The organism is Schaalia naturae, from assembly GCF_042665795.1.
GTDB lineage: Bacteria > Actinomycetota > Actinomycetes > Actinomycetales > Actinomycetaceae > Pauljensenia > Pauljensenia naturae.
On record NZ_JBHTEF010000001.1, the window covers coordinates 1349797 to 1369769 of the forward strand.

General features: G+C 66.5%; 16 protein-coding genes and 5 pseudogenes. 7 read left to right on the plus strand and 14 right to left on the minus strand.

Annotated features, from left to right (window positions below; genetic code table 11):
* Window position 1 precedes the first annotated feature (1 nt).
* The 4 genes and pseudogenes from ACFQWG_RS05905 to ACFQWG_RS05920 all read right to left on the minus strand — a co-directional run.
* On the minus strand, window positions 2-1195 hold the full coding sequence (locus ACFQWG_RS05905; RefSeq protein ID WP_380976251.1) for a zinc ribbon domain-containing protein: 1194 nt from the start codon (window positions 1193-1195) through the stop codon (window positions 2-4).
* 57 nt (window positions 1196-1252) lie between these two features.
* Window positions 1253-1711: pseudogene (locus tag ACFQWG_RS05910) on the minus strand (IS3 family transposase); the annotation flags it as partial.
* Window positions 1712-1746: 35 nt separating this feature from the next.
* Window positions 1747-2918 (minus strand): annotated as a pseudogene (locus ACFQWG_RS05915) (IS30 family transposase).
* Window positions 2919-3342: 424 nt separating this feature from the next.
* Window positions 3343-4055: pseudogene (locus tag ACFQWG_RS05920) on the minus strand (transposase); the annotation flags it as partial.
* Window positions 4056-4165: 110 nt separating this feature from the next.
* Between ACFQWG_RS05920 and ACFQWG_RS05925 the strand changes: the two are divergent.
* Window positions 4166-4981: pseudogene (locus tag ACFQWG_RS05925) on the plus strand (IS256 family transposase); the annotation flags it as partial.
* Window positions 4982-5062: 81 nt separating this feature from the next.
* Here ACFQWG_RS05925 and ACFQWG_RS05930 read toward each other — a convergent pair.
* From ACFQWG_RS05930 to ACFQWG_RS05940, 3 genes are read right to left on the minus strand one after another with little or no spacing between them, the layout of a single operon-like run.
* The gene (locus ACFQWG_RS05930; protein WP_380973077.1) at window positions 5063-6055 is read right to left on the minus strand and encodes a tyrosine-type recombinase/integrase; all 993 of its coding nucleotides are present in this window, start codon (window positions 6053-6055) and stop codon (window positions 5063-5065) included.
* Window positions 6052-6993, minus strand: a complete 942-nt coding sequence (locus tag ACFQWG_RS05935) for a tyrosine-type recombinase/integrase (RefSeq protein ID WP_380973075.1) — start codon at window positions 6991-6993, stop codon at window positions 6052-6054. The genes ACFQWG_RS05930 and ACFQWG_RS05935 overlap by 4 nt, the downstream gene beginning before the upstream one ends.
* Window positions 6990-8210: a site-specific integrase gene (locus ACFQWG_RS05940; RefSeq protein ID WP_380973072.1), complete on the minus strand. Its 1221-nt coding sequence runs from the start codon at window positions 8208-8210 to the stop codon at window positions 6990-6992. The genes ACFQWG_RS05935 and ACFQWG_RS05940 overlap by 4 nt, the downstream gene beginning before the upstream one ends.
* Before the next feature lie 162 nt (window positions 8211-8372).
* On the opposite strand from ACFQWG_RS05940, the pseudogene ACFQWG_RS05945 reads away from it, so the two are divergent.
* Window positions 8373-8831: pseudogene (locus ACFQWG_RS05945) on the plus strand (transposase); the annotation flags it as partial.
* 75 nt (window positions 8832-8906) lie between these two features.
* Window positions 8907-9164 carry a hypothetical protein gene (locus ACFQWG_RS05950; protein ID WP_380973104.1) on the plus strand — a complete coding sequence of 86 codons (258 nt, stop codon included), beginning with the start codon at window positions 8907-8909 and terminating at the stop codon, window positions 9162-9164.
* Between the two features lie 151 nt (window positions 9165-9315).
* On the opposite strand, the gene ACFQWG_RS05955 is transcribed toward ACFQWG_RS05950, so the two are convergent.
* Complete coding sequence (locus ACFQWG_RS05955) at window positions 9316-10740, minus strand: IS1182 family transposase (protein WP_380976253.1); 1425 nt, start codon at window positions 10738-10740, stop codon at window positions 9316-9318.
* A gap of 231 nt (window positions 10741-10971) precedes the next feature.
* Here ACFQWG_RS05955 and ACFQWG_RS05960 point away from each other — a divergent pair, with 231 nt between their 5' ends.
* Complete coding sequence (locus ACFQWG_RS05960; RefSeq protein WP_380973107.1) at window positions 10972-11289, plus strand: ArsR/SmtB family transcription factor; 318 nt, start codon at window positions 10972-10974, stop codon at window positions 11287-11289.
* Here the strand turns inward: ACFQWG_RS05960 and ACFQWG_RS05965 are convergent.
* From ACFQWG_RS05965 to ACFQWG_RS05990, 6 genes are all read right to left on the minus strand, one after another.
* A complete protein-coding gene (locus ACFQWG_RS05965) occupies window positions 11286-11690 on the minus strand; it encodes an arsenate reductase ArsC (RefSeq protein ID WP_286265590.1) in 405 nt (134 codons plus the stop codon). The genes ACFQWG_RS05960 and ACFQWG_RS05965 overlap by 4 nt on opposite strands.
* Before the next feature lie 16 nt (window positions 11691-11706).
* Window positions 11707-12699: a metalloregulator ArsR/SmtB family transcription factor gene (locus tag ACFQWG_RS05970; protein ID WP_380973109.1), complete on the minus strand. Its 993-nt coding sequence runs from the start codon at window positions 12697-12699 to the stop codon at window positions 11707-11709.
* The gene (gene arsB, locus ACFQWG_RS05975) at window positions 12696-13811 is read right to left on the minus strand and encodes an ACR3 family arsenite efflux transporter (RefSeq protein WP_380973111.1); all 1116 of its coding nucleotides are present in this window, start codon (window positions 13809-13811) and stop codon (window positions 12696-12698) included. The genes ACFQWG_RS05970 and arsB overlap by 4 nt, the downstream gene beginning before the upstream one ends.
* Window positions 13808-14131 carry a thioredoxin gene (gene trxA / locus ACFQWG_RS05980; RefSeq protein ID WP_286265596.1) on the minus strand — a complete coding sequence of 108 codons (324 nt, stop codon included), beginning with the start codon at window positions 14129-14131 and terminating at the stop codon, window positions 13808-13810. Before trxA ends, arsB begins: the two co-directional genes overlap by 4 nt.
* Window positions 14128-15105: a thioredoxin-disulfide reductase gene (gene trxB / locus ACFQWG_RS05985; protein ID WP_380973114.1), complete on the minus strand. Its 978-nt coding sequence runs from the start codon at window positions 15103-15105 to the stop codon at window positions 14128-14130. Before trxB ends, trxA begins: the two co-directional genes overlap by 4 nt.
* A 149-nt stretch (window positions 15106-15254) precedes the next feature.
* The gene (locus ACFQWG_RS05990; protein WP_380973117.1) at window positions 15255-15629 is read right to left on the minus strand and encodes an ArsR/SmtB family transcription factor; all 375 of its coding nucleotides are present in this window, start codon (window positions 15627-15629) and stop codon (window positions 15255-15257) included.
* Window positions 15630-15718: 89 nt separating this feature from the next.
* On the opposite strand from ACFQWG_RS05990, the gene arsD reads away from it, so the two are divergent.
* From arsD to ACFQWG_RS06005, 3 genes are read left to right on the plus strand one after another with little or no spacing between them, the layout of a single operon-like run.
* Window positions 15719-16165 (plus strand): arsenite efflux transporter metallochaperone ArsD, encoded by a 447-nt coding sequence (gene arsD, locus ACFQWG_RS05995; RefSeq protein ID WP_286265602.1) that lies wholly within the window; start codon window positions 15719-15721, stop codon window positions 16163-16165.
* A 12-nt stretch (window positions 16166-16177) separates the two neighbouring features.
* Window positions 16178-18721 carry an arsenical pump-driving ATPase gene (gene arsA, locus ACFQWG_RS06000; RefSeq protein ID WP_380973121.1) on the plus strand — a complete coding sequence of 848 codons (2544 nt, stop codon included), beginning with the start codon at window positions 16178-16180 and terminating at the stop codon, window positions 18719-18721.
* 41 nt (window positions 18722-18762) lie between these two features.
* Window positions 18763-19695 carry a helix-turn-helix domain-containing protein gene (locus tag ACFQWG_RS06005; RefSeq protein ID WP_380973124.1) on the plus strand — a complete coding sequence of 311 codons (933 nt, stop codon included), beginning with the start codon at window positions 18763-18765 and terminating at the stop codon, window positions 19693-19695.
* The last annotated feature ends 278 nt before the right edge of the window (window positions 19696-19973 follow it).

Below are 19973 nucleotides of genomic sequence, written 5' to 3' on the forward strand. Positions count from 1 at the left end.
CTCAACCGCTCACGGCAGCGGTTGCCGTGATGCGAGAACCACGGCGTCCGCCAGGCCGGATCACGACACCGTGCGAAGCGAGCGCTTGCCGGACAGCCTGAGGCCCCGTCCCAACCTTCAAGCCGACCTCTACCAGCGTCAACCCGCTGAGGTAGAGGTCGGCTGCTTCGTGGATGCGGGAGGGATCGAACCGTCCGCGGCGGATCGTCACCTCCCGCCGGGTGAGGTGGGTGGCGACCGTGCGGCGGTTCACGCCGAACACGGATGCCAGTTCCACGAGCGTTGCGCCCTCGCGGTACTGCGCCACCAGATCGTCGACCTGCTCCGGGCGAAGGAGGGTTTGAGCCATCCCAAGTGATCGCACCACTCGCCCCCTGGAGTCGGACACAGTAGGCTCAGAGGAGCGCTGGTCCTCATCGTAGTAGCGCCGTGACCTGCGCAAAGACAAGGTTTTCAGGTGTGGGCAGGGGTTCTCAAACTCTCTACGGAGGTCCACCAAAGATGCCGTATTCGAAACTTGCCCCGCTTCCTGGCGGGGCAGTTTTGTTTCTGGGGTGATCTGGTCGGGCAGGATGGCGTCGAGGTGGGCGTGGATGCCTGCGACGGCGAGGACGGGTTCGTAGGTGAGGTTCTCGTCATCATCGACGATGATCTTGGTGAACAGTGCCCGGTTGAGGAGGCGCCGTTCGGCGGGGTCGCATTTGGCGTAGAGGGCTCCGAGGTTGGTGAGGATGTCGGTGATCTGGTCGAGGCCCTTGCGGGCGGATGTGTAGGTGGTGGCCAGTGAGTCGAGCCGGTTGGTGATGGTGATGAGGCTGGTCTGGATGCGGTCTTGTTCGATCTTGAGGAGGTCGAGGGGGATCGCTTCGGCGTAGCGGGCTTGGATGAGTTTGAGTCGTTCGTCTTCGAGGCGGTTCTTCTGGGCTTCCAGGAGGGCGCGTTCGTCGCTGGAGGAGGCTTCGAGCTGGTCGAAGACCTCGTGGAGAACGCCTTTGACCTGCTCGGCCTGGGCGGGGGTGAGCCCGTTCGTGCCATAAGTGTTCTCGACGCGTTCCTCGATGCGCTCGGCGAGGACGGCACTGCGTGTGCAGCCTTTCTTCTTGCGGCGTCCGGAGCAGGTGAAGTACTCGTAGCGGTCCCCGGCCTTGTCGCGGGGGCGTTCGATCATGAGTTTGGCGCCGCAGGAGCAGTACAGGGTGCCTTTGAGGTAGTGGTCGTATGGGTCTGCTGAAGGTTTGGTTGACTGTTTTCCTTATGCTGCGGTTGCAGCTGGCTGGTAGGTGATCTCGTATTCGAGTGGGGTGAGCTTTCCGAGGGCTCTTTGTCGTCGGCGCCTGTTGTAGGTGGCGTTGATCCAGCGGACGAGCGCGAGGCGCAGCTCCTGGCGGGTGGCCCATTTCTTGCGATCCAAAACGTTGGTCTGGACCAAGTTGAAGAACGATTCCATGGCGGCGTTGTCCGCGCAAGTCCCGACCGCGCCCATCGACTGGGTGAGGCTGTGAGCGGCCAGGACCCGGCGGTATTTCCGTGAACGGAATTGACTGCCCCGGTCGCTATGAACCACCAGGCCTGGTGCTGGCTGGCGGCGTGTGATGGCGTCAGTCAGAGCATTGACGGCCAGTCGGGCTTTCATTCTGGAGTCGATGGAGTAGCCCACGATCCGGTTGGAGAACACGTCCTTGACCGCGCACAGGTAGATCTTGCCTTCGCTCGCTTGGATTCCAGCAGTCGTTGCAACGGTGTGAACTATCCCGAGCCCAGTAAAGCACTCATCCGCTCCATCGGAGTGTCCCAGTTCAGCGCCTTGCGCGGCCGGTCGTTCAGTTCGTCGGCGATCGCGGCGAGGGCCCCGGCGTCGTGGGTGCGGAGGTTTGTGCCTTTGGGAAGATACTGCCGGAGCAGCCCGTTGGTGTTCTCGTTCGTGCCGCGCTGCCAAGGTGAAGCCCGATCGCAGAAGTAGACCGCCATGTCCGTGGCGAGGGAGAAGGCCCGGTGCTCACTCATCTCCGCGCCCTGATCCCAGGTGAGGGTCTTCTTCAGCGCGGGCGGCATCCCCTGCAAAGCGGAGACGAGGCTGTCGCGAACAGCATCGGCAGTACGCTCGATCGGAAGATGACCTAGGACCACGTAGCGCGTGGTCCTTTCAACGAGTGTCGCGACGGCTGAACCACTGCCGGCGCCAACGATCAGGTCGCCTTCCCAGTGCCCTGGGACCGTGCGACCTTCGACGTCGGCGGGGCGCTGGGAGATCGGTGTCATCTCGTCGATAAACCTGCTCGTGCGCATCTGCGGGTCACGGTGGGGTTTGCGGCGCGAACGACCGCGACGCAGCGAGCCTGCCAACTCGCGTCTCAGCTCTCCATGCGCGTGGACATAGATGGCCTGGTAGATCGTCTCGCAGCTCACGCGCATCCCCGGGTCATGGGGAAAGTCTCGCTGAAGCCGATGGCAGATCTGCTCCGGCGACCATCGCTTCTTGAGCTTGGCGGCGACGTAATCCCGCAGAGGGCCATCGACCGCGAGCTTTGCTGCCCTCGGGCGTTCACGCCGCTTCACGGAGACACGATGCGCCGTGTGAGGCAGATAGCCGATCCTGCTGACGGTGTTGCGTCTCACTTCACGGCTAATCGTCGAAGGCGCCCGCCCCATCATCGCCGCGATCTTGACAGGCCCATCATCATCAGGTCCTTCAGCCGTTCTCGCTCGAGGAGGCTGAGGTAGCGGGCATCGATGACCTGCTCGACACGGGCAACGGGGACGCGTTCGCCTTGGACCCATGCAGTTCTCGGATTCTTCACGTTCGCCAGGACCTCCTCAGGCCGGTAGAGCACCACTCTGCCGTCAGGGTAGATCCGGCCTTTCGAGAACACACGGATGCCCTTGTCCCAGTCCAGCGCCTGGTGGGATTCGACGCCCAGCCGTTGAGCGGCCTCGCGGCGTGATACGCCCTCACGTCGAAGCTTAAGGAACTCCTGCCGTTTCGCGTCCGCGTAAGCGCCCGTGAAGATCCCCGCCTTATGCGCCCAGGCGTAGCAGGTGACCCGGTTGAAGCCGAGTTCGCGTGCGACCGCCGAGACGTTGCCGCTCACAGCGAGCCGTCTGAAGAACTCCGCCTTGTCCTCCGGGGCGTGCTTGCGCTGCGTGCTCCGCGGCGTCGACAGCCCCGCTTGCTTCATCCATCGGTAGCCGCGATCCGGACTCACGCCGACGGCCAGCGCAGCTGCCCGCACCGATCCGCCCCGATCGATCAACCCCAAGAACGCCAACCTCTGCTGCTCCGTGTACTTCCTCGCCGGCATCTCCGCTCCTCGCCGCTGGTGTTGCAACGACTGCTGGAATCCAAGCGGTCCTATGCTCGGTGATGTCAGTGAGCCAGAGCTGATTCGGGCCGTCCGCGGTGAAGTCACGGCGGACCTTGTCGGTGGCGGTCGGCGGGCCCCACGATCCCTTTCGCTTGCTCTTACCGGTGATGACCGAGCGGATCCCGTTGATACTGCAGACCCGCCAGACCCGCCTCTCGGAGGCACGGTAGCCATCGTGTTCGAGTTCGTCGGCGATGAGCCGGTATCCGAACTCCGGGTCGTCCGCATGCACGTCCAGGGCCGCGTTAGCCAAGTGAGCGTCATCCCAGTCCCGCTGCGAAACCGGCGAGGCCAGCCACTGGTAGTAGCCCTGCTTGGAAAAGCCCAGCACCCTGCACGTCACCGCGACCGTCACCCGCAGGCGGGCACCAACCGCGGCCAGCTCGCGGAGGAGCGGGTACATCATTTTGGGAGCCTCAGGTTCGCTTGAGACAAGTAGGCCGCAGCCCGGCGCAGTACCTCGTTTTCCATCTCCAGCTCGCGGATCCGTTTCAACGCCTGAGCAGACGCCTTCATCGTTTCCGCGTCACCGCTCGTCGGCAGGCCCACAGCAGCAGAACGAGCCTTGCGGATCCAGGCTTGCAGAGCAGACTTCGAGACCCCCAAATCCGCGCACACCTGCTTCTGAGCGATCCCCGACTCCACCAGCCCGACAGCGTCGGCCTTGAACTCATCACTGAACTTCCTTGGCATGATCAACATCCTCCCGCACGGCCCGAAAACCATGCACTCTCAGAGTCAACCAAACCGGGACTGTCAGGAGAACGGTGGATCTGGGACTGGCCTGACCGAAAGGAAGGGCTATGAGCCAGACCATCGAGATGATCGATCCTGTGACAGGAGAGATCATCGATCAGCAACAGATCGCCGAGCAGCTGCTCGCGCAGGCCAAGGAGCAGGGAGTCAGCCTCGTCGGGCCGGGAGGCCTGCTCGGCGGGCTCACGAAGACGGTGCTGGAGACCGCGCTGGAAGCTGAGATGACCGAGCACCTCGGTTACGACAAGCACGCGTCCTCGATCGGTGAGAACGCGCGCAACGGGACCCGGTCCAAGACGGTGCTCACCAAGGCGGGGCCGGTCCAGATTGACGTGCCGCGGGATCGTGCGGGCAGCTTCGAGCCGAAGATCGTGCGCAAGCGGCAGCGGCGGTTGGACGGGATCGACGAGATTGTCCTGTCGCTGACCGCGCGCGGGCTGACGACTGGTGAGGTCGCGGCGCACTTCGACGACGTCTACGGCGCGAGCGTCAGCAAGGACACGATCTCGAAGATCACCGACAAGGTGATCGAGGAGATGACCGAGTGGCAGAACCGGCCGCTGGACCGGGTCTACCCGGTGGTGTTCATCGACTGCATCCACGTGAAGGTCCGTGACGGGCAGGTCGCCAACCGGCCCATCTACATCGCCCTGGCCGTCACGGTCGAGGGCAACCGGGACATCCTCGGGTTGTGGGCCGGGGACGGCGGCGAGGGCGCGAAGTTCTGGCTGGGCGTGCTCACCGAGATCAAGAACCGCGGCGTCGAAGACGTCCTCATGGTCGTGTGCGACGGACTGCGCGGCCTGCCCGACAGCGTGAACACGGTCTGGGCCGACACGATCGTGCAGACCTGCGTCGTGCATTATGCCGATGTCCGGGTTATGCCGATGGTGCGGGTGGTTCCCTTGGGGCGCGTGGGTTCCGCGCTGGCGAGGTCGGCATAATCAGAGGGCTTCGAGCCAGGCCAGGAGGGTGTCTGGGGGTCGGTATCGGCTGTCTCGCGGCCGGCCGGGTGGGCTGGTGCGGGCGAGGGCCTTCTCTTTCAGGGTCATGTCTGCGTGCAGGTAGATCTGTGTGGTTTCGACGCTGACGTGTCCGAGCCAGAGTGCGATCACGCTGGTGTCGACGCCGGCGTGCAGGAGTCGCATCGCGGTGGTGTGCCGGAGCACGTGCGCGGTGACGGTCTTGCCGCGCAGCGACGGGGAGGCGCTGCTGGCCTGGGTGGTGTAGTGCGCGAGGCGGCGCTCGATCGCGTCCCGGCTGAGCCGGGTGCCGCGCCGCGATGGGAACAGCGGGGCGTCCGGGTCCGCGCCGAGTTCGGCGATCCAGGCGCGCAGCACGGTGACGGTGGCCTGGGTGAGCGGGGTGATCCGGTCCTTGCGGCCTTTGCCGTGGCAGGCGACGTGCGGCCCTGCGCCGAGGTGCACGTCGTGTGGTGTGAGGGCGAGCAGTTCGGAGATCCGCAGCCCGGTCTGGGTGGCAAGCAGCAGCAGGGCGTGGTCGCGCCTCCCCGTCCAGGTGCCCGCGTCGCAGGCGGCCAACAGCGCGTCGACCTCGTCCTCGGTGAGGTAGGCGATCACGGCCCGGTCGAACCGTTTGGGCGGGATTGCGAGGACCCGGGCGATGCTGTCGGCGTGCTCGGGATGGGTCAGCGCCGCGTAGCGGAACAGGGAGTGGATCGCGGAGAGTCTGGCGTTTCGGGTGCGGACGCTGTTTGCGCGCTCGTGCTCGAGGTGATCCAGGAAGCTGCCGATCATCGGTGCGTCCAGCTGGTCGATGTCCAGCCGTGACGGTGCGGTGCCCGTCTGCGCGGTGACGTAGCCGAGCAGCAGCCGCATGGTGTCCCGGTAGGCGGCGATGGTGTGATCGCTGGCGTTTCGTTGCCGGATCAGCCGGTCGGTGAAGAACGCCTGCAGGGTGGGTGCGAGGGCGCTCATGATCGTGCCCTCGATTCGCCGGTCAGGTGGGCTTCGAGGCGTTGCCCGGCCAGGGCCATCAGCTCCGGCGCCGCGGACAGATACCAGTAGGTGTGGCGGGGGTGGACATGACCAAGCCATGTCGACAGCAGCGTGAGCCGGGCCTGCCCGTCTTCACCTGCGACGTAGGCGTCGAGCATCGTGTTGACGGTGAAAGTATGTCGCAGGTCATGGATGCGTGGCCGGCATGATGGCGACCGCGGCGTCAGGGCGACGCCCTGGACGAGCCGGTGGAATGTGTTGTGGACGTTGCAGTAGATCAGCCGAGTCCCGGCGGTGGAGACGAAGAACGCCGGTGTTCCCGTCCGCGGCGCGGACCTGTCACGCAGCCGACGGTAGGCGCGCAGCGCGTCTATCGTGCTGGGATGCAGTGCGAGTTCCCGGGTCTTGGCGAACTTCCCGGACCGCACCGTGAGCCGCCCGTCTGCAAGGTCGACGTCGCCACGGTCCAGCCCGATCGCCTCCCCGATCCGGATCCCGGTGGTCGCGAGCAGCCCGATCAGCGTCGCGAACGTGGCCTGCCGCAGCGGGGTGCGCAGCGCCTGGGTGGCGGCGATCAGCGCCGCGATCTCGACATCGGAGTACAGATACGGACTGGCGCGCAGCGGCCGTTGCGGCAGCAGCCCTCGCGCGGGAACCTCGTGGACCGGGTTGATCGCATGCAGATAGGTCGCGAAACCGCGGACCACACCCAGCCGGTAGGCCCACCAGTTCGACGCTCCACTTGCCGGCTGCCGCGCCCAGTCCAGCGCGCCGGCGACGGTGATCGCCTCCTCGCCATGGTGTTCGAGGTGCTCCAGGAACTGGTTGAGCAGCTTCTCCGGTCGCTCCAGCCGGTAGCCCAGCGCGCGACGCAGCGTCAGGTAGTCGGCGAGCTGATCCCTCAACGGCCCGGTCATGACACACCGTCCTCGACGATGCGCGGCCAGGGTCTGGCCAGCGCGCGGAGCGCGTCGCGGTCGACCTTGGCGTAGATCGCGGTGCTCAGCACGGACCTGTGACGCAGCACCTGCCCGACCTCCGGCAGTGGGCTGCCGGCGCGGAGCATCGCAGTCGCAGCGGTATGCCGCAGCCGATGCGCGTGCATCTTCGGGAGCCCCGCGCGCTGCGCAGCGTCGAACACGATCATCGTGATCCCGCCGGCGGTCAACCCGCGTAGCGGCGCGTGGACCCTGACGAACACGCTGCGCCCTTCCGCGCTGGCCGGGCGGCAGTGACGCAGATACGCCGCGATCGCCCTCCCCACGTCGGGTGGCAGCGGCAGCTTCTCGCTCCGGTTGCCCTTCCCGACAACGGTGAGCTCGCCGCGCCGCCAGTCGATGTCATCCAGCCCGAGCCGCGCGACCTCCCCGGCACGCAGTCCCAGCCGGGACAACAGCAGCATCACCGCATAGTCCCTTCGACCCGTCGGCGTGCGCCGGTCGCAGCTGCCCAGCAGCCGCGCGAGCTGACCCGGCTCCAGTCCCTTCGCCAGACTGGAGAGCTTCCACCCCGCCACCGACGGCACCGCCCCAGCCAGCGACACCGGCAGCTGCCCGGTCAGGTACAGCCATCCCAGCAGCGACCGCAGCGCGCAGACGATCAGCTTCGCCGAACCGATCGCCCTACCCGGGCAGACCGTCCCAATGAAGCCGGTGACGTCGGCCGCGCTGATCCCAGCAAGATCCAGCGCGCTGCCGCGCAGCCGGGTGGTCACGAACGGGCGGACGTTGTCCACGTAGCCGCGAGCCGTCCCTGCGGTCACTCCGCGCTCGACGAGCAGGTAGCTGCGGTAGGACTCCAGCAGCTCCTCGACCGGACCGAGCGCGGCAGGCTCCTCTACCGGCAACACACCCAACGGCGACAGATACTCCAGCAGAGGCGCGAGCGCCTTCATCGACAAGTACTCCCGATACCCCGCCGCGCGCCGCTGTCCCAGATACCGCTGCAGCGTCGGCGTGCTCAACCCGCCCAGGCCGACGCCCTCGGCGAGCATCCAGCGATCCAGATGGGCAACGAAACACACCTGCTGATCGGCACCACCACTCGAATAGCCGCGACGAAGCAACTCACCCACGAACCCGGCCGCATACGGCTCCAACGGGCCGCACACGATCGAACGCAACACCTTGACCATGACTCTTCTCCTCTCCAAGAACGGATGAGAAGAGCGTCGATCAGATCACCGGATTATGCCGACCTCGCCAGCGCGGAACCCACGCGCCCCAAGGGAACCACCCGCACCATCGGCATAACCCGGACATCGGCATAATGCACGTTATGCCGACATCGGCATAACATCCACCTGATCCGCAACAGCTTCAAGTACTCCGCTCGGCAGGACTGGGACGCGATCTCCCGGGCCCTCAAGCCGGTCTACCAGGCCGCGACTGTCGCCGAGGCCGAAGAACGGTTCCTCGAGTTCGCCGAAGCATGGGGCGGCAAGTATCCCGCGATCATGCGGCTCTGGGAGAACGCGTGGGCTGAGTTCGTACCGTTCCTCGGCTTCGACCGCGAGATCCGCCGGATCGTCTGCACCACGAACGCGATCGAGTCCGTAAACGCGAGGATCCGGAAGGCCGTGCGAGCTCGGGGACACTTCCCGAACGAGCAGGCCGCGCTCAAGTGCGTCTACCTCGCCGTGATGGCCCTGGACCCCACCGGCAAGGGCAGAGCCCGATGGACCCAACGCTGGAAGCAAGCACTCAATGCGTTCGACATCCGATTCGACGGCCGCCTCAGCGCCGTCCGAGCCTAACACCCCAACCCAGTTACACCGTTCGCTTGACAGACCCCTACTCACTCGACGATCGACCCGGTCGCCTATGACTGTGTGAAAGTCGTCGTCGTGAGAGCCGGTGGCGCACTGTTGTTCAGCGAGTTCGGCACGCGACACGTCAACGTTGGCGATCTCATCGTGCTCGCGGCGAACACGCTCTGCGGGGCGGAGCCCGAAGGCTGGGTCACGACAACGACGCTGTACCTGGACCGCGACTACGGGATCGACCAGGTGTTCTGGCAATACGCAGAACAGTTCACCGACCGTCTCGACGCCAAGGCTTTCCTAGGTGTGTGGGTCAGAACTTGGTGATTGGCGTTGTGGAGAGTGTTCGGGGTTGAGCATCTGGCCGGTTCGAGCGTTGGGTGGGTGAGGTCTTGGTGGTGGCGCCTCACGGGATGGGAGTGCCGTGAGTGCGCTCATGGGAGTCTTGGGCTGGCCAGAAGGCGCCCCCCGGGGGGTGTCACGCGGGAGCGATCCCTGCCATCTTCGCGTTTCGGAGCTTGCGGAGGTTGTGGACCAGCGCGTGGAGGAGCCATTCGCCTTGCGCGCCGACCAAGCCACGCAGCCGGAGCCGTCCAGCGTTCTGGCGGGTCTTCATCTGCCCGAACACCGGCTCCACGATCGCTTTGCGGCGCGCGTAATCCGCGTGCCCCTCGCGGGTGCGCAGCAGGTGGGCCATCTGCTCCCGGCGGCTGGCCTCTTGCGGGGGCGGACCATCGGCGACGCCCGTGGGGAAGGTCTCGTTGTGTCTTTGCCTGCCCGTCGCGATCAGCACCGTTGACGGCATTCCCTCAGCTGCGGCCAGATTGCTCTCCGAGCAGTACCCCGCATCCACGAGCACAACACTGGGAGCTTGCTCGATACCCGCGGCGGCGAGACTGCCCGCGGTCTGGGTCATCATCGCCTCGAACTGCTGCACGTCGGTGGCCTGCTGGGTGACCTGCGCGGCCAGCACCACCTGGTGGTCCTCATCGACGCTGGCCTGCGCGTTGAACGCGTAATCGAACCCATGGTTGGTCTTCATGATCCGTGCCTGCGGGTCGGTGAAGTTGCGTTGCGCCTCGGGCTTGGGCTGCGCCTTCGCGCCCGCCTGGGCCGCGGCCTGCTCAGTGTCCTGATGGCTGTTGCCCTTGCTGCGGGCCTTCTCCCGCTCCGCCGCGGCCGCCCTCTCGGCGGCGTCGGCCTCGATCTGTTCTTTCGCGGCCCGCAACTTCGCCAACCTGCCCCGGCGGCGCGCCAGCTCTTGGGGGATCTCATCCCCACGCCGATCCGGGCCATGCTCCGCGTCCTCAGCCCGGTCGACCTGCTCCGCCTCGGCAAGCAGAGCATCCACCTCGGCTTGAAGCTCGCTGATCTTGGGCACGATCCGGTCATAGCTCATCGCCTTGTGCTTGGACGCGGCAGCGTGAAGCTTCGTCCCATCCAACGCCACCCGCCCCAAGCTGACCAGCCCCGCCTGCGCGCACACCCCCAGCACCTGGGCGAACAACCCAGGCAACACCTCCAGGTGACGACGCCGGAACCGGGCGAGGGACCGGTAGTCCGGTGTCTGATTGCCCGACAGCCACCGAAACGCGACATCCCGCCGACACCGCCGCTCCACCTCCCGCGACGACGTCACCCCCGTCGAGTACGCGAACAACAACACCTTCAGCATCATCCGCGGGTCATACGGCGGGGCACCCGACGCCGACCCATACGAGGCATACACCGCGGACAGGTCCAGGACATCATCAACGATCTCGGACACGAACCGAGCCTCGTCATCCTCCCCCAGCCACTCATCCAGACTCGGGGGCAACAAGAAGGACTGATGCTGGTCATAGGCACGAAACGTCTTCCCCGCCCCTACCGGGGCCGCCCCACCACCAGGAACCGACCCCACAGACTCAACCCCGAACAAGCCCCCGCCACCACTGAGCGTCATAAACGAAATTCACCCAGAACCCCACCCACCACCCCCAACCCACCCCCGGCGCGCCAACAAACAGATTCTGACCCACACACCTAGGCCGGCCTGCCCGGCGCCGATCACCAAGGTGTCTGTCGTCGTCATGTCCACGATCGCATCGTATCGTCATTTCCCGAAGTGACGATACGAGACTAGAATGAAGTCATGAGTGGTTCGTTGTTCCTGGCGGAGACGCAGGCGTTCCTGAAGGCGCTGGCCAGCGAGACGCGACAGCAGATCATGCAGGAGTTCGCCACCGGCGCGGCACTGACGGTCGGTGAGATCGCTGAGAGGTGTGGGATCGGGCAGTCCACCGCCTCGGAGCAGTTGACGATCCTGAGACAGGGGGGTCTGGTGACCTTAACGCGGGCGGGCAAGCAGGTGCGGTATCGGGCGGACCCGAGCCGGATCAGTGACCAGCTGGAGGTGCTGGGCGACTTCCTTGCACGCTGCTGCCCGCCAACGGGAGCGGGCGATTCCTAGCTGGCGAGAGAGGCGATCAGCCCCTCAATACGGGCACGGATGTCGTCGCGGATCGGCCGCACAGCATCGATGCCTTGCCCGGCGGGGTCGTCGAGCTTCCAGTCCTCGTAGCGCTTGCCCGGGTAGTAGGGGCAGGCGTCGCCGCACCCCATCGTGATCACCACATCCGAGGCCTGGACGGCCTCAGGCGTGAGCACCTTGGGCTGCTCCGCGGCGATGTCGATGCCCTCTTCGCGCATGGCTTCGACGGCGATGGGGTTGATCTGGTCGGCGGGCATGGAGCCGGCGGAGCGGACCTCGATCCGGTCGCCGGCGAGGTGGCGGAGGTAGCCGGCTGCCATCTGGGAGCGGCCGGCGTTGTGGATGCAGACGAACAGCACGGACGGCTTGGGGTCGGTCATGGTCGGGTCTCTTTCGTTAGTGGGTGGTGAGGGAGTCGAGCAGGGTGCGGACGCGGGCGGCGATGTCGTCGCGGATGGCTTCGACGCCCTCGGCAGAGGCGAGGGCCGGGTCTCCGACCGCCCAGTCCTCGTAGCGGACGCCGGGGATGATCGGGCAGACGTCGCCGCAGCCCATGGTGATGACGACATCGGCGGCGCGGACCGCGTCGTCGGTAAGCGGCTTGGGGAATCGCTCGGTAGCGGCGTCCTCGCCCTCGATCTGGGTGAGCAGCGAGCGCACGTGCGGGTGGACGTCTGGCGCCGGTCGCGATCCGGCGGAGCGGGCGACGACCTTGCCATCGGCCATCTGGTTGACCAGCGCGGCCGCGAGCTGTGATCGGCCGGCGTTCTGTACGCACACGAACAACACCTGCGGCACACCCGTCCCGCGGTCGCGGGTGAGGTCGGTGAGGCGCTGGCGGGCGAAGCGCTCGGTGAGCGGCACCAGGTGTCGGGCGATCTTCGCGGATCGGAGGAGACCGGCGTAGGACTCCCGCACCATCGTGACCACCAGGTCGCGACTCAGCGTGTCGTATTCGTCGGCCAGTTCTTCGGCGAGGCGATCGATGACGTGCGAGTCGACCTCACGCGGCGACTCGGGCCGATCCTCTGCAGGATCGGCGGCGACCGTGGATGCGAAGCCGTCCAGGAGGGCGGTGACGGCCGCCTGTCGGGTGGGGACGAGGCGGTAGTACACCCAGGTGCCGCGCCGTTGGGAGCTGAGCAGGCCGGTGTCCTTCAGGACCTTCAGGTGGTGGGAGATGGTGGGTTGGGAGACGTCGGCGAGTTCGGCGAGGTCGCAGACGCAGGACTCGCCGCGCGGGTCGGTGGCGATGGCCGACAGCATCCGGAGCCGGAGCGGGTCGGCCAGCGCCTTCAACGTGTTGGCCACGGTGGTAGCGACGTCGAGGCCGATTGCGCGCGCCTCGGCAGGTGCGCACGTCTCGACCGTTGTGGGTGTTTCGGTCATGGTGTCCTCCTCAGGTCGGTCGTAGCGGTGTCCGGAGCGTAGGGGTCGGTGTGGAACCAGGCGCGTGCGGCCCACAGCGAGACGTAGACGAGGCCGACGAGCACGGGAACTTCGATAAGCGGGCCGACGACCCCTGCGAGGGCCTGTCCGGATGCCGCGCCGAAGGTGCCGATCGCGACCGCGATGGCGAGTTCGAAGTTGTTGCCCGCCGCCGTGAACGCCAGTGTGGTGGAGCGGGCATAGCCCAGTCCGAGACCCTTGCCGAGCAAGAGCCCGACGAACCACATCAGCGCGAAGTAGACCAGTAGCGGCAGGGCGATCCGGGCGACATCGAACGGACTGGATGTGATCGCTTCGCCTTGGAGTGCGAAGAGCAGCACGATGGTGAACAGCAACCCATAGAGCGCCCACGGCCCCACTCTGGGGAGGAATCGGTTCTCGTACCAGTCGCGTCCCCGGCGCTTCTCGCCGATCCACCGCGAGGCGAACCCTGCGATGAGCGGGACGCCGAGGAAGACCAGGACGTTCAGCGCGATCTGCCCCACTGACACTTCCAGACCTTGGGTATCGAGGCCGAGCCAGCCGGGCAGTACGGTGAGGTAGAACCAGCCGAGCAGCGAGAATGCGACGACCTGGAAGATGGAGTTGATCGCAACCAGCACGGCGGTGGCCTCTCGGTCGCCGCAGGCCAGGTCGTTCCAGATCACGACCATCGCGATGCAGCGGGCCAGTCCCACGATGATGAGCCCCGTTCGGTACTCCGGCAGATCAGGCAGGAACAGCCAGGCGAGGGCGAACATGACTGCCGGGCCGATGATCCAGTTCAGCACCAGGGATGAGACGAGGAGACGCTTGTCGCCCGTGACGGCCGCGATCTTGTCGTAGCGGACCTTTGCGAGCACGGGGTACATCATCACGAGCAGCCCCAGCCCGATCGGTACCGAGATGCCTCCCACCTCCAGGTGAGCGAGCACATCGGAGACGGCGGGGACGAGACGACCGAGTAGGAGGCCCGCGACCATCGCCAGTCCGATCCACAGCGGCAGCCAACGGTCGAGGGCGGACAGGCGCTTCGGAGTGGCGCGTGTGGGCGCCGTTGCGGTCACGGTCATGCCAGGAGTCCGTCGATCTTCGCGGCGATGGACGGCTTTGGGTGCGCGCCGATCAGCATGTCGACCCGCTCGCCGTCGCGGTAGAAGGAAAGAGTGGGGATCGAGGTGACACCAACTGTGGTCACGGTCTCGGGATTGGCGTCCGCGTCGATCTTGACGATCTTGACCCGGCCCGCATACTCGGCGGCCAAGTGCTCCAGGATCGGAGCGATGGCCTTGCATGGGCCGCACCACGCAGCCCAGATATCAACTACGACCGGAAGCTCTGATTCGAGCACTTCGCTGACAAACGTGGCGTCGGTGACGGGGGTGATGCTCATGCGGAAACCTCCAGAGTGGGACTCTCGATCTGGGTGGGCAGATCGAGAGTCGACAGATAGTGCTGCGCGTCCAAGGCAGAGGCGCAGCCGGTGCCAGCGGCCGTGATCGCCTGCCGGTAGTTGTGATCCACCAGGTCACCGGCGGCGAACACGCCGGCCACGTTGGTGCGTGTCGTTGGATGGGCCACGATGACGTACCCCTCGGCGTCGGTGGACACCTGCTCGGCGACAAGCTCGGAGCGCGGGTCGTGCCCGATTGCGACGAAAGTGCCCGACACATCCAGCACGCGTTCGGTGCCTGTGATCGTGTCGCGCAGGCGCAGACCGGTGACGTTCGCCTCGCCGAGGATCGCGGCCACCTCGCTGTTCCATGCGACCTCGATCTTGGGGTCGGCCAATGCCCGCTCGGCCATGATCCGGGACGCCCGGAACTCGCCGCGCCGGTGGACGAGCGTGACCTTGGCAGCGAAGCGCGTCAAGAACAGTGCTTCTTCCATCGCGGAATCGCCACCGCCGATGACCGCGATCTCCCGGTCACGGAAGAAGAAGCCGTCGCAGGTCGCGCACCATGACAGGCCATGTCCCGAGAGTCGCGCTTCCTCAGGGAGACCGAGCTTGCGATATGCGGACCCCATCGCCAGAATCACGGCGCGCGCCTGGAAGGTTCCGCTGCTGCTGGTCTCGATGACCTTCGTGGATTCGGTGAGTGCAAGACAGGTCGCGTCGTCATAGATGATGCGGGCGCCGAAGCGCTTTGCCTGGGCGCGCATCGCTTCCATCAGCTCGGGGCCTTGGATGCCGTCGGTGAAGCCGGGGAAGTTTTCGACCTCCGTGGTCGTCATCAGCGCTCCGCCGGCCGTCACCGATCCAGCCAGGACGACCGGCGCGAGGCCTGCTCGCGCGGCGTAGACAGCTGCGGTGTATCCGGCTGGGCCGGACCCTACGATCACTAGTTCCACATCTTGCATCGACATGTATCTATATTGAAGGAGATCGAAGCAAGATGCAACCCGGGAGCGGCGGCGGGTGCTGTTCGGACGCCATGGGCAGGCTGGTCGCCCCGCCCCGGCGTCGCGGCTTTCGAGGCGGAGTCGGTTGGGAGGGATGTCGTGGGCCTGGTGGGTCAGTAGGTGATCGACGGGTCCGCCGAGCAGTTGTCCGGGTCCGGCAGTCCGGCGAGGAACGCTCGCACGGTCGCCAGGCCCTGCGGCGTGGCGTGGTAGTGCGCCCACTTGTGGCGCATCTCCCGGCTGATGAGCCCGGCCTTGACCAGCCGGGCCAGATGGTAGGAGAGGGTTGGCTGGCTGATGCCAAGACTGTCGGGCATGTGACAGGCGCACACGCTGGAGCAGCAGTTCGCCGAGATGTGATGCAGCAGCTTGACCCGGACCGGATCGGAGAGTGCCTTGAAGGTGGCGGCGACCCGCTCGGCCTCCTCGTCGGCGAGCGCCGACGCGCCCCGTGGGGCGCAGTCGATGATCGGGAGGTGCTGAACCATGCGCGCCAGCCTACCACCTCAAATTGACAGACGTCGATATGAGCCCTAGCCTTCATATTGACGAACATCAATCCGAGAGAGGCGTCCTCATGATCCAGGTCTTCGAAGGCCCGCTGTGCTGCAACACCGGGGTGTGTGGCCCCGACCCCGACCAGGCGCTGGTCGACTTCACCGCCGACCTCGACTGGCTTACCCGGCAAGGCGTGTCGGTGCGCCGGGCGAACCTGGCCCAGGACCCCGCCGCGTTCGCTGACAGCGCCGTCGCGCGGGCGTTCGTGCAGAAGGTCGGCGCGTCCGGGCTGCCGCTGATCGTGGCCGACGACGTGACGGTTGCCACCGGACGCTACCCCTCCCGCGCCGAGCTGGCCCGGATCGCCGGCGTCGAGGCGCCCGCCGAGAACACGGCGACCGGGTGCTGCGGTAGCGCACCGTCCACCCCGGCAGCGTCGGTGTGCTGTGGCGACGAGGCCCCGGTGTCGTCGGGATGCTGCGGTTCGGACCAGTCGGTGACCATCCAGTCCGGTTCTCAGGCGTAGGGCTGATCGGAGATGATCGAACTGCTGCACAACCCGCCGAGGTTCCTGTTCCTGACCGGGAAGGGCGGTGTCGGGAAGACGAGCATCGCCTGCGCCGCCGCGGTCGACCTCGCCCGCCGGGGCAACCGGGTCCTGCTGGTCTCCACCGACCCGGCCTCGAATGTCGGCCAGGTCTTCGACCAGCGGGTCGGGTACGCGATCACCCCGATTGTCGGCGTTGCCGGGCTCGACGCGCTGGAGATCGACCCCGAGGCCGCCGCCGAGGAGTACCGCCAACGCGCACTCGCCCCGATCCGGGACTTCCTCTCGGTCAAGGACCTCGCCGACGTCACCGAGCAGCTCTCCGGGTCCTGTACCACCGAGATCGCCTCGTTCAACGAGTTCACCGCCTTCCTGGCCGGCAACGACATCGCGCGAGGCTACGACCACATCGTCTTCGACACCGCCCCGACCGGCCACACCGTCCGGCTGCTCAAGCTCCCCGGCGAATGGACCTCCTTCCTCGAAGACGGGCTCGGCGATGCGTCCTGCCTCGGTCCGATGGCCGGCCTTGACAAGACCCGCACCACCTACGCCGACGCGCTCACCGCCCTGGCCGACTCGTCCGTGACGAGACTGGGCCTGGTTGCCCGCCCACAAACCTCGTCGCTGGCCGAGGCGTCCCGCACCGCCGACGAACTTGCCGAAGCAGGCGTCCACGCCACCCACCTGGTCATCAACGGCATCCTCCCCAGCGAACCCATCTCCGATGTCCTGGCCGACGCGATCCGCGCCGAGGAGACCGCCGCCATCGCCGCCATGCCCGTCAACCTCGCCGGGCTGGCGATCGACCGGCTCCCGCTGCGCTCCCGCGACGTGATGGGCCTCGACGCCCTCACCACGCTGCTCTCCGAGGCCCCGGACCACACCCCGGCGTTAGCCGCACCGCGCGCCAACGCCCCCGCCGGCTCGTCGGATTCTCTGGCCGCGACGATCGAGCAGCTGGCGGCCAAGGACCACGGATTGATCATGGTCGTGGGGAAAGGCGGCGTCGGGAAGACGACGATGGCTGCGGCGATCGCCGTCGGTTTGTCCGACCGCGGCAAGGACGTGCTGCTGACCACCACCGACCCGGCCGCGCATCTCGCCTGGACGGTCGGCGAAGCGGCGCCCTTCGAGGTCTCCAGTATCGATCCCGTCCAGGCGGTGGCCGACTACAGGCGCCACGTCATGGACACCAAGGGCGCGGGCCTGGACGCCGACGGTCGGGCCAACCTCGCCGAGGACCTTCGCTCGCCCTGCACCGAAGAGGTGGCCGTCTTCCAGGCCTTCGCCGCAGCCGTCGAGCAATCCGCCCACCGGTTCGTGGTCATGGACACCGCCCCCACCGGACACACCCTGCTCCTCATGGACGCCACCGGCTCCTACCACCGCGAGGTCGTCCGCAACCTGCCCGAGCAGGCCGGGCTCACGCCGCTGGCCCGACTCCAGGACCCCGACAACACCAGCGTCATCGTCGTCACACTGCCCGAGACCACCCCCGTCCTCGAGGCCACCGGCCTGGCCGCCGACCTCACCCGAGCCAACATCACCACCTGGGGATGGATCGTCAACCGCTCCCTCACCCCGACCGACACCACCAGCCCCCTGCTGGCCGAACGGATCAACGCCGAACAAACACCTCTGCGAGAGGCCCAGGCGCAGACCGGCCGGGTCGCCGTCGTGCCCTACAGCGACACCCCTCCCGTGGGTGTGAACCAACTTCGCCAGCTCTCCACCGCCTCGGACCGGGACGCCGGTCACGCTGTCCGTGAGCAGGTACGCCTCCGCTACGCGCAAGCCGCAACGGCAGTCCGCGCCGGCGCTCACAACACCGACCTGCTGGCGGACAGTACCTGCTGCTCACACGCTTCCTGCTGCGGCAATCCCAACGCTGACATCGGTGGCTTCGGGGCCGGGCTCTACGACGCGACGGAGGCTGCCGAGTTGCCGCTGGAGGCGATCGAGGCGAGTCTGGGATGTGGCAACCCAACCACGGTCGCAGAGCTGTGCGAGGGCGAGCGCGTCCTAGACCTCGGTTCCGGGGGCGGAATCGATGTCCTGCTCTCCGCACGCCGTGTCGGCCAGTCCGGATTCGCCTACGGCGTTGACATGACCGACGAGATGCTCGACCTGGCACGCACCAACGCCGCGAACGCGGGAGCGACCAACGTCGAGTTCCTCAAAGGCACTATTGAGGATGTACCCCTACCCGACGGCGCAGTCGACGTCGTGATCTCCAACTGCGTCATCAACCTGTCCACAGACAAGCCGGCCGCCCTGGCGGAGATGTTCCGTGTGCTCGCTCCCGGCGGAAGAATCGGCATCTCCGATGTCGTCGCCGAAGACCATCTCACCCCGGCCGAACGAGCCGAGCGCGGTTCATACGTGGGGTGCATCGCCGGCGCGCTCTCCAAGAGTGAATACCTTCAGGGCCTCGCCGCAGCCGGATTCACCGACCCTACCGTCGAGTTCACCCACCAAGTCGCCGATGACATGCACTCAGCGATCATCCGCGCGACGAAGTTGGTGCGTTAGCTTCCGGAACCTTCGAAGAGTGAGCTCGCTGGGGATGAGCCATGGAGGCAAGCAGCGGTGAGATCGACAGCGCAGCGAGCGGCGTGGTTCGGTGGCCGGTGCGCGTCGAGACCGGCCACTACGCGCACCCTGTAGCGCCGGAGGTATATGACTGTGTGAAGTTCCTGCTAGCCCGCGAGGGCTCAGGGACTATCACCGGTGACTGGGGCGAGCGTCGGTTCCGCATGGGCGATCTGATGCTGGTGGGCTCAGGCTTGGCTATCGGTGGCGCGCCGGACGGGACGGCAACGACCTCGACAATCTTTGCCGACAAAGACTACGTAATGGATCAGGTGTACTGGCGCTACGCCGATGTGTTGCAGGACCGGACGGCAGCCGAGACCGTGATGCAACGCGCGTTCGGGACGGGCGCAATCATGATCCGTCTGAACGGCCCGCTGGCAGCCACCTTCGCCGCGAGAATCGATGAGATCGAGCGGGCGCAGACAATGAGAGAGTTCCATCGGATGCAGGCCGCCTTTGCCGAGGTCTTGCACCTGCTCGGGCAGTTGTTGCCGTGGAGCCCGGCGCCGTCGCTACGAATCCTGACACACGGGATCGCGGCGATGGTGGCCCGTCGCACCGCCACGCGGCCCGTGCGCAGCGAGGTGCTACAGGTCCGCAACGCCATCCAGTGTGATCTAGCCCACCGTTGGCTCGTCGCGGAGATGGCCACGACGGCACATCTATCGGTGCGGCAACTACAGCGAGTGTTCGCTGAGTCGCTGGGCGTGTCCCCGATCACCTTCCTGGGCCTGTTGCGCACCAAGGAGATGGCCCGAATGCTTCGTGACACCGAGATGACAGTCGGCGAAATGAGCAGAGCCGTAGGTTGGCGGAGCCGGAGCCACGCTCGGTCAGTGTTCGCGATGTCAACGGGAATGACACCCGAAGGGTACCGGCAGATGGTGCGTGGTCGGGATCACGACGCGTAGCGTCGGTATCGCGCCAACGTGACGCCCGCCGTCTCGCCGCCTGGTCCACGCGTCGGATAGGCAGGGATGACGCCAGGTTCCCTGCCGCCACGACTCTCGGCACCCCTTCTCTGTGTTGCTGACCGTCCCCTCCAGGTTGCCTTGGCGCACCTTCCGGACACCGCCTCCATCCCGGAGTGTCATGTCGCTGGACTTCGGTGACAGTTCTGTGTCAGGACATCGGTGACACTTCTGGGGGTGTTGGTGGTGACACTTGTGAGGACGTCGTCGCGGGCTGA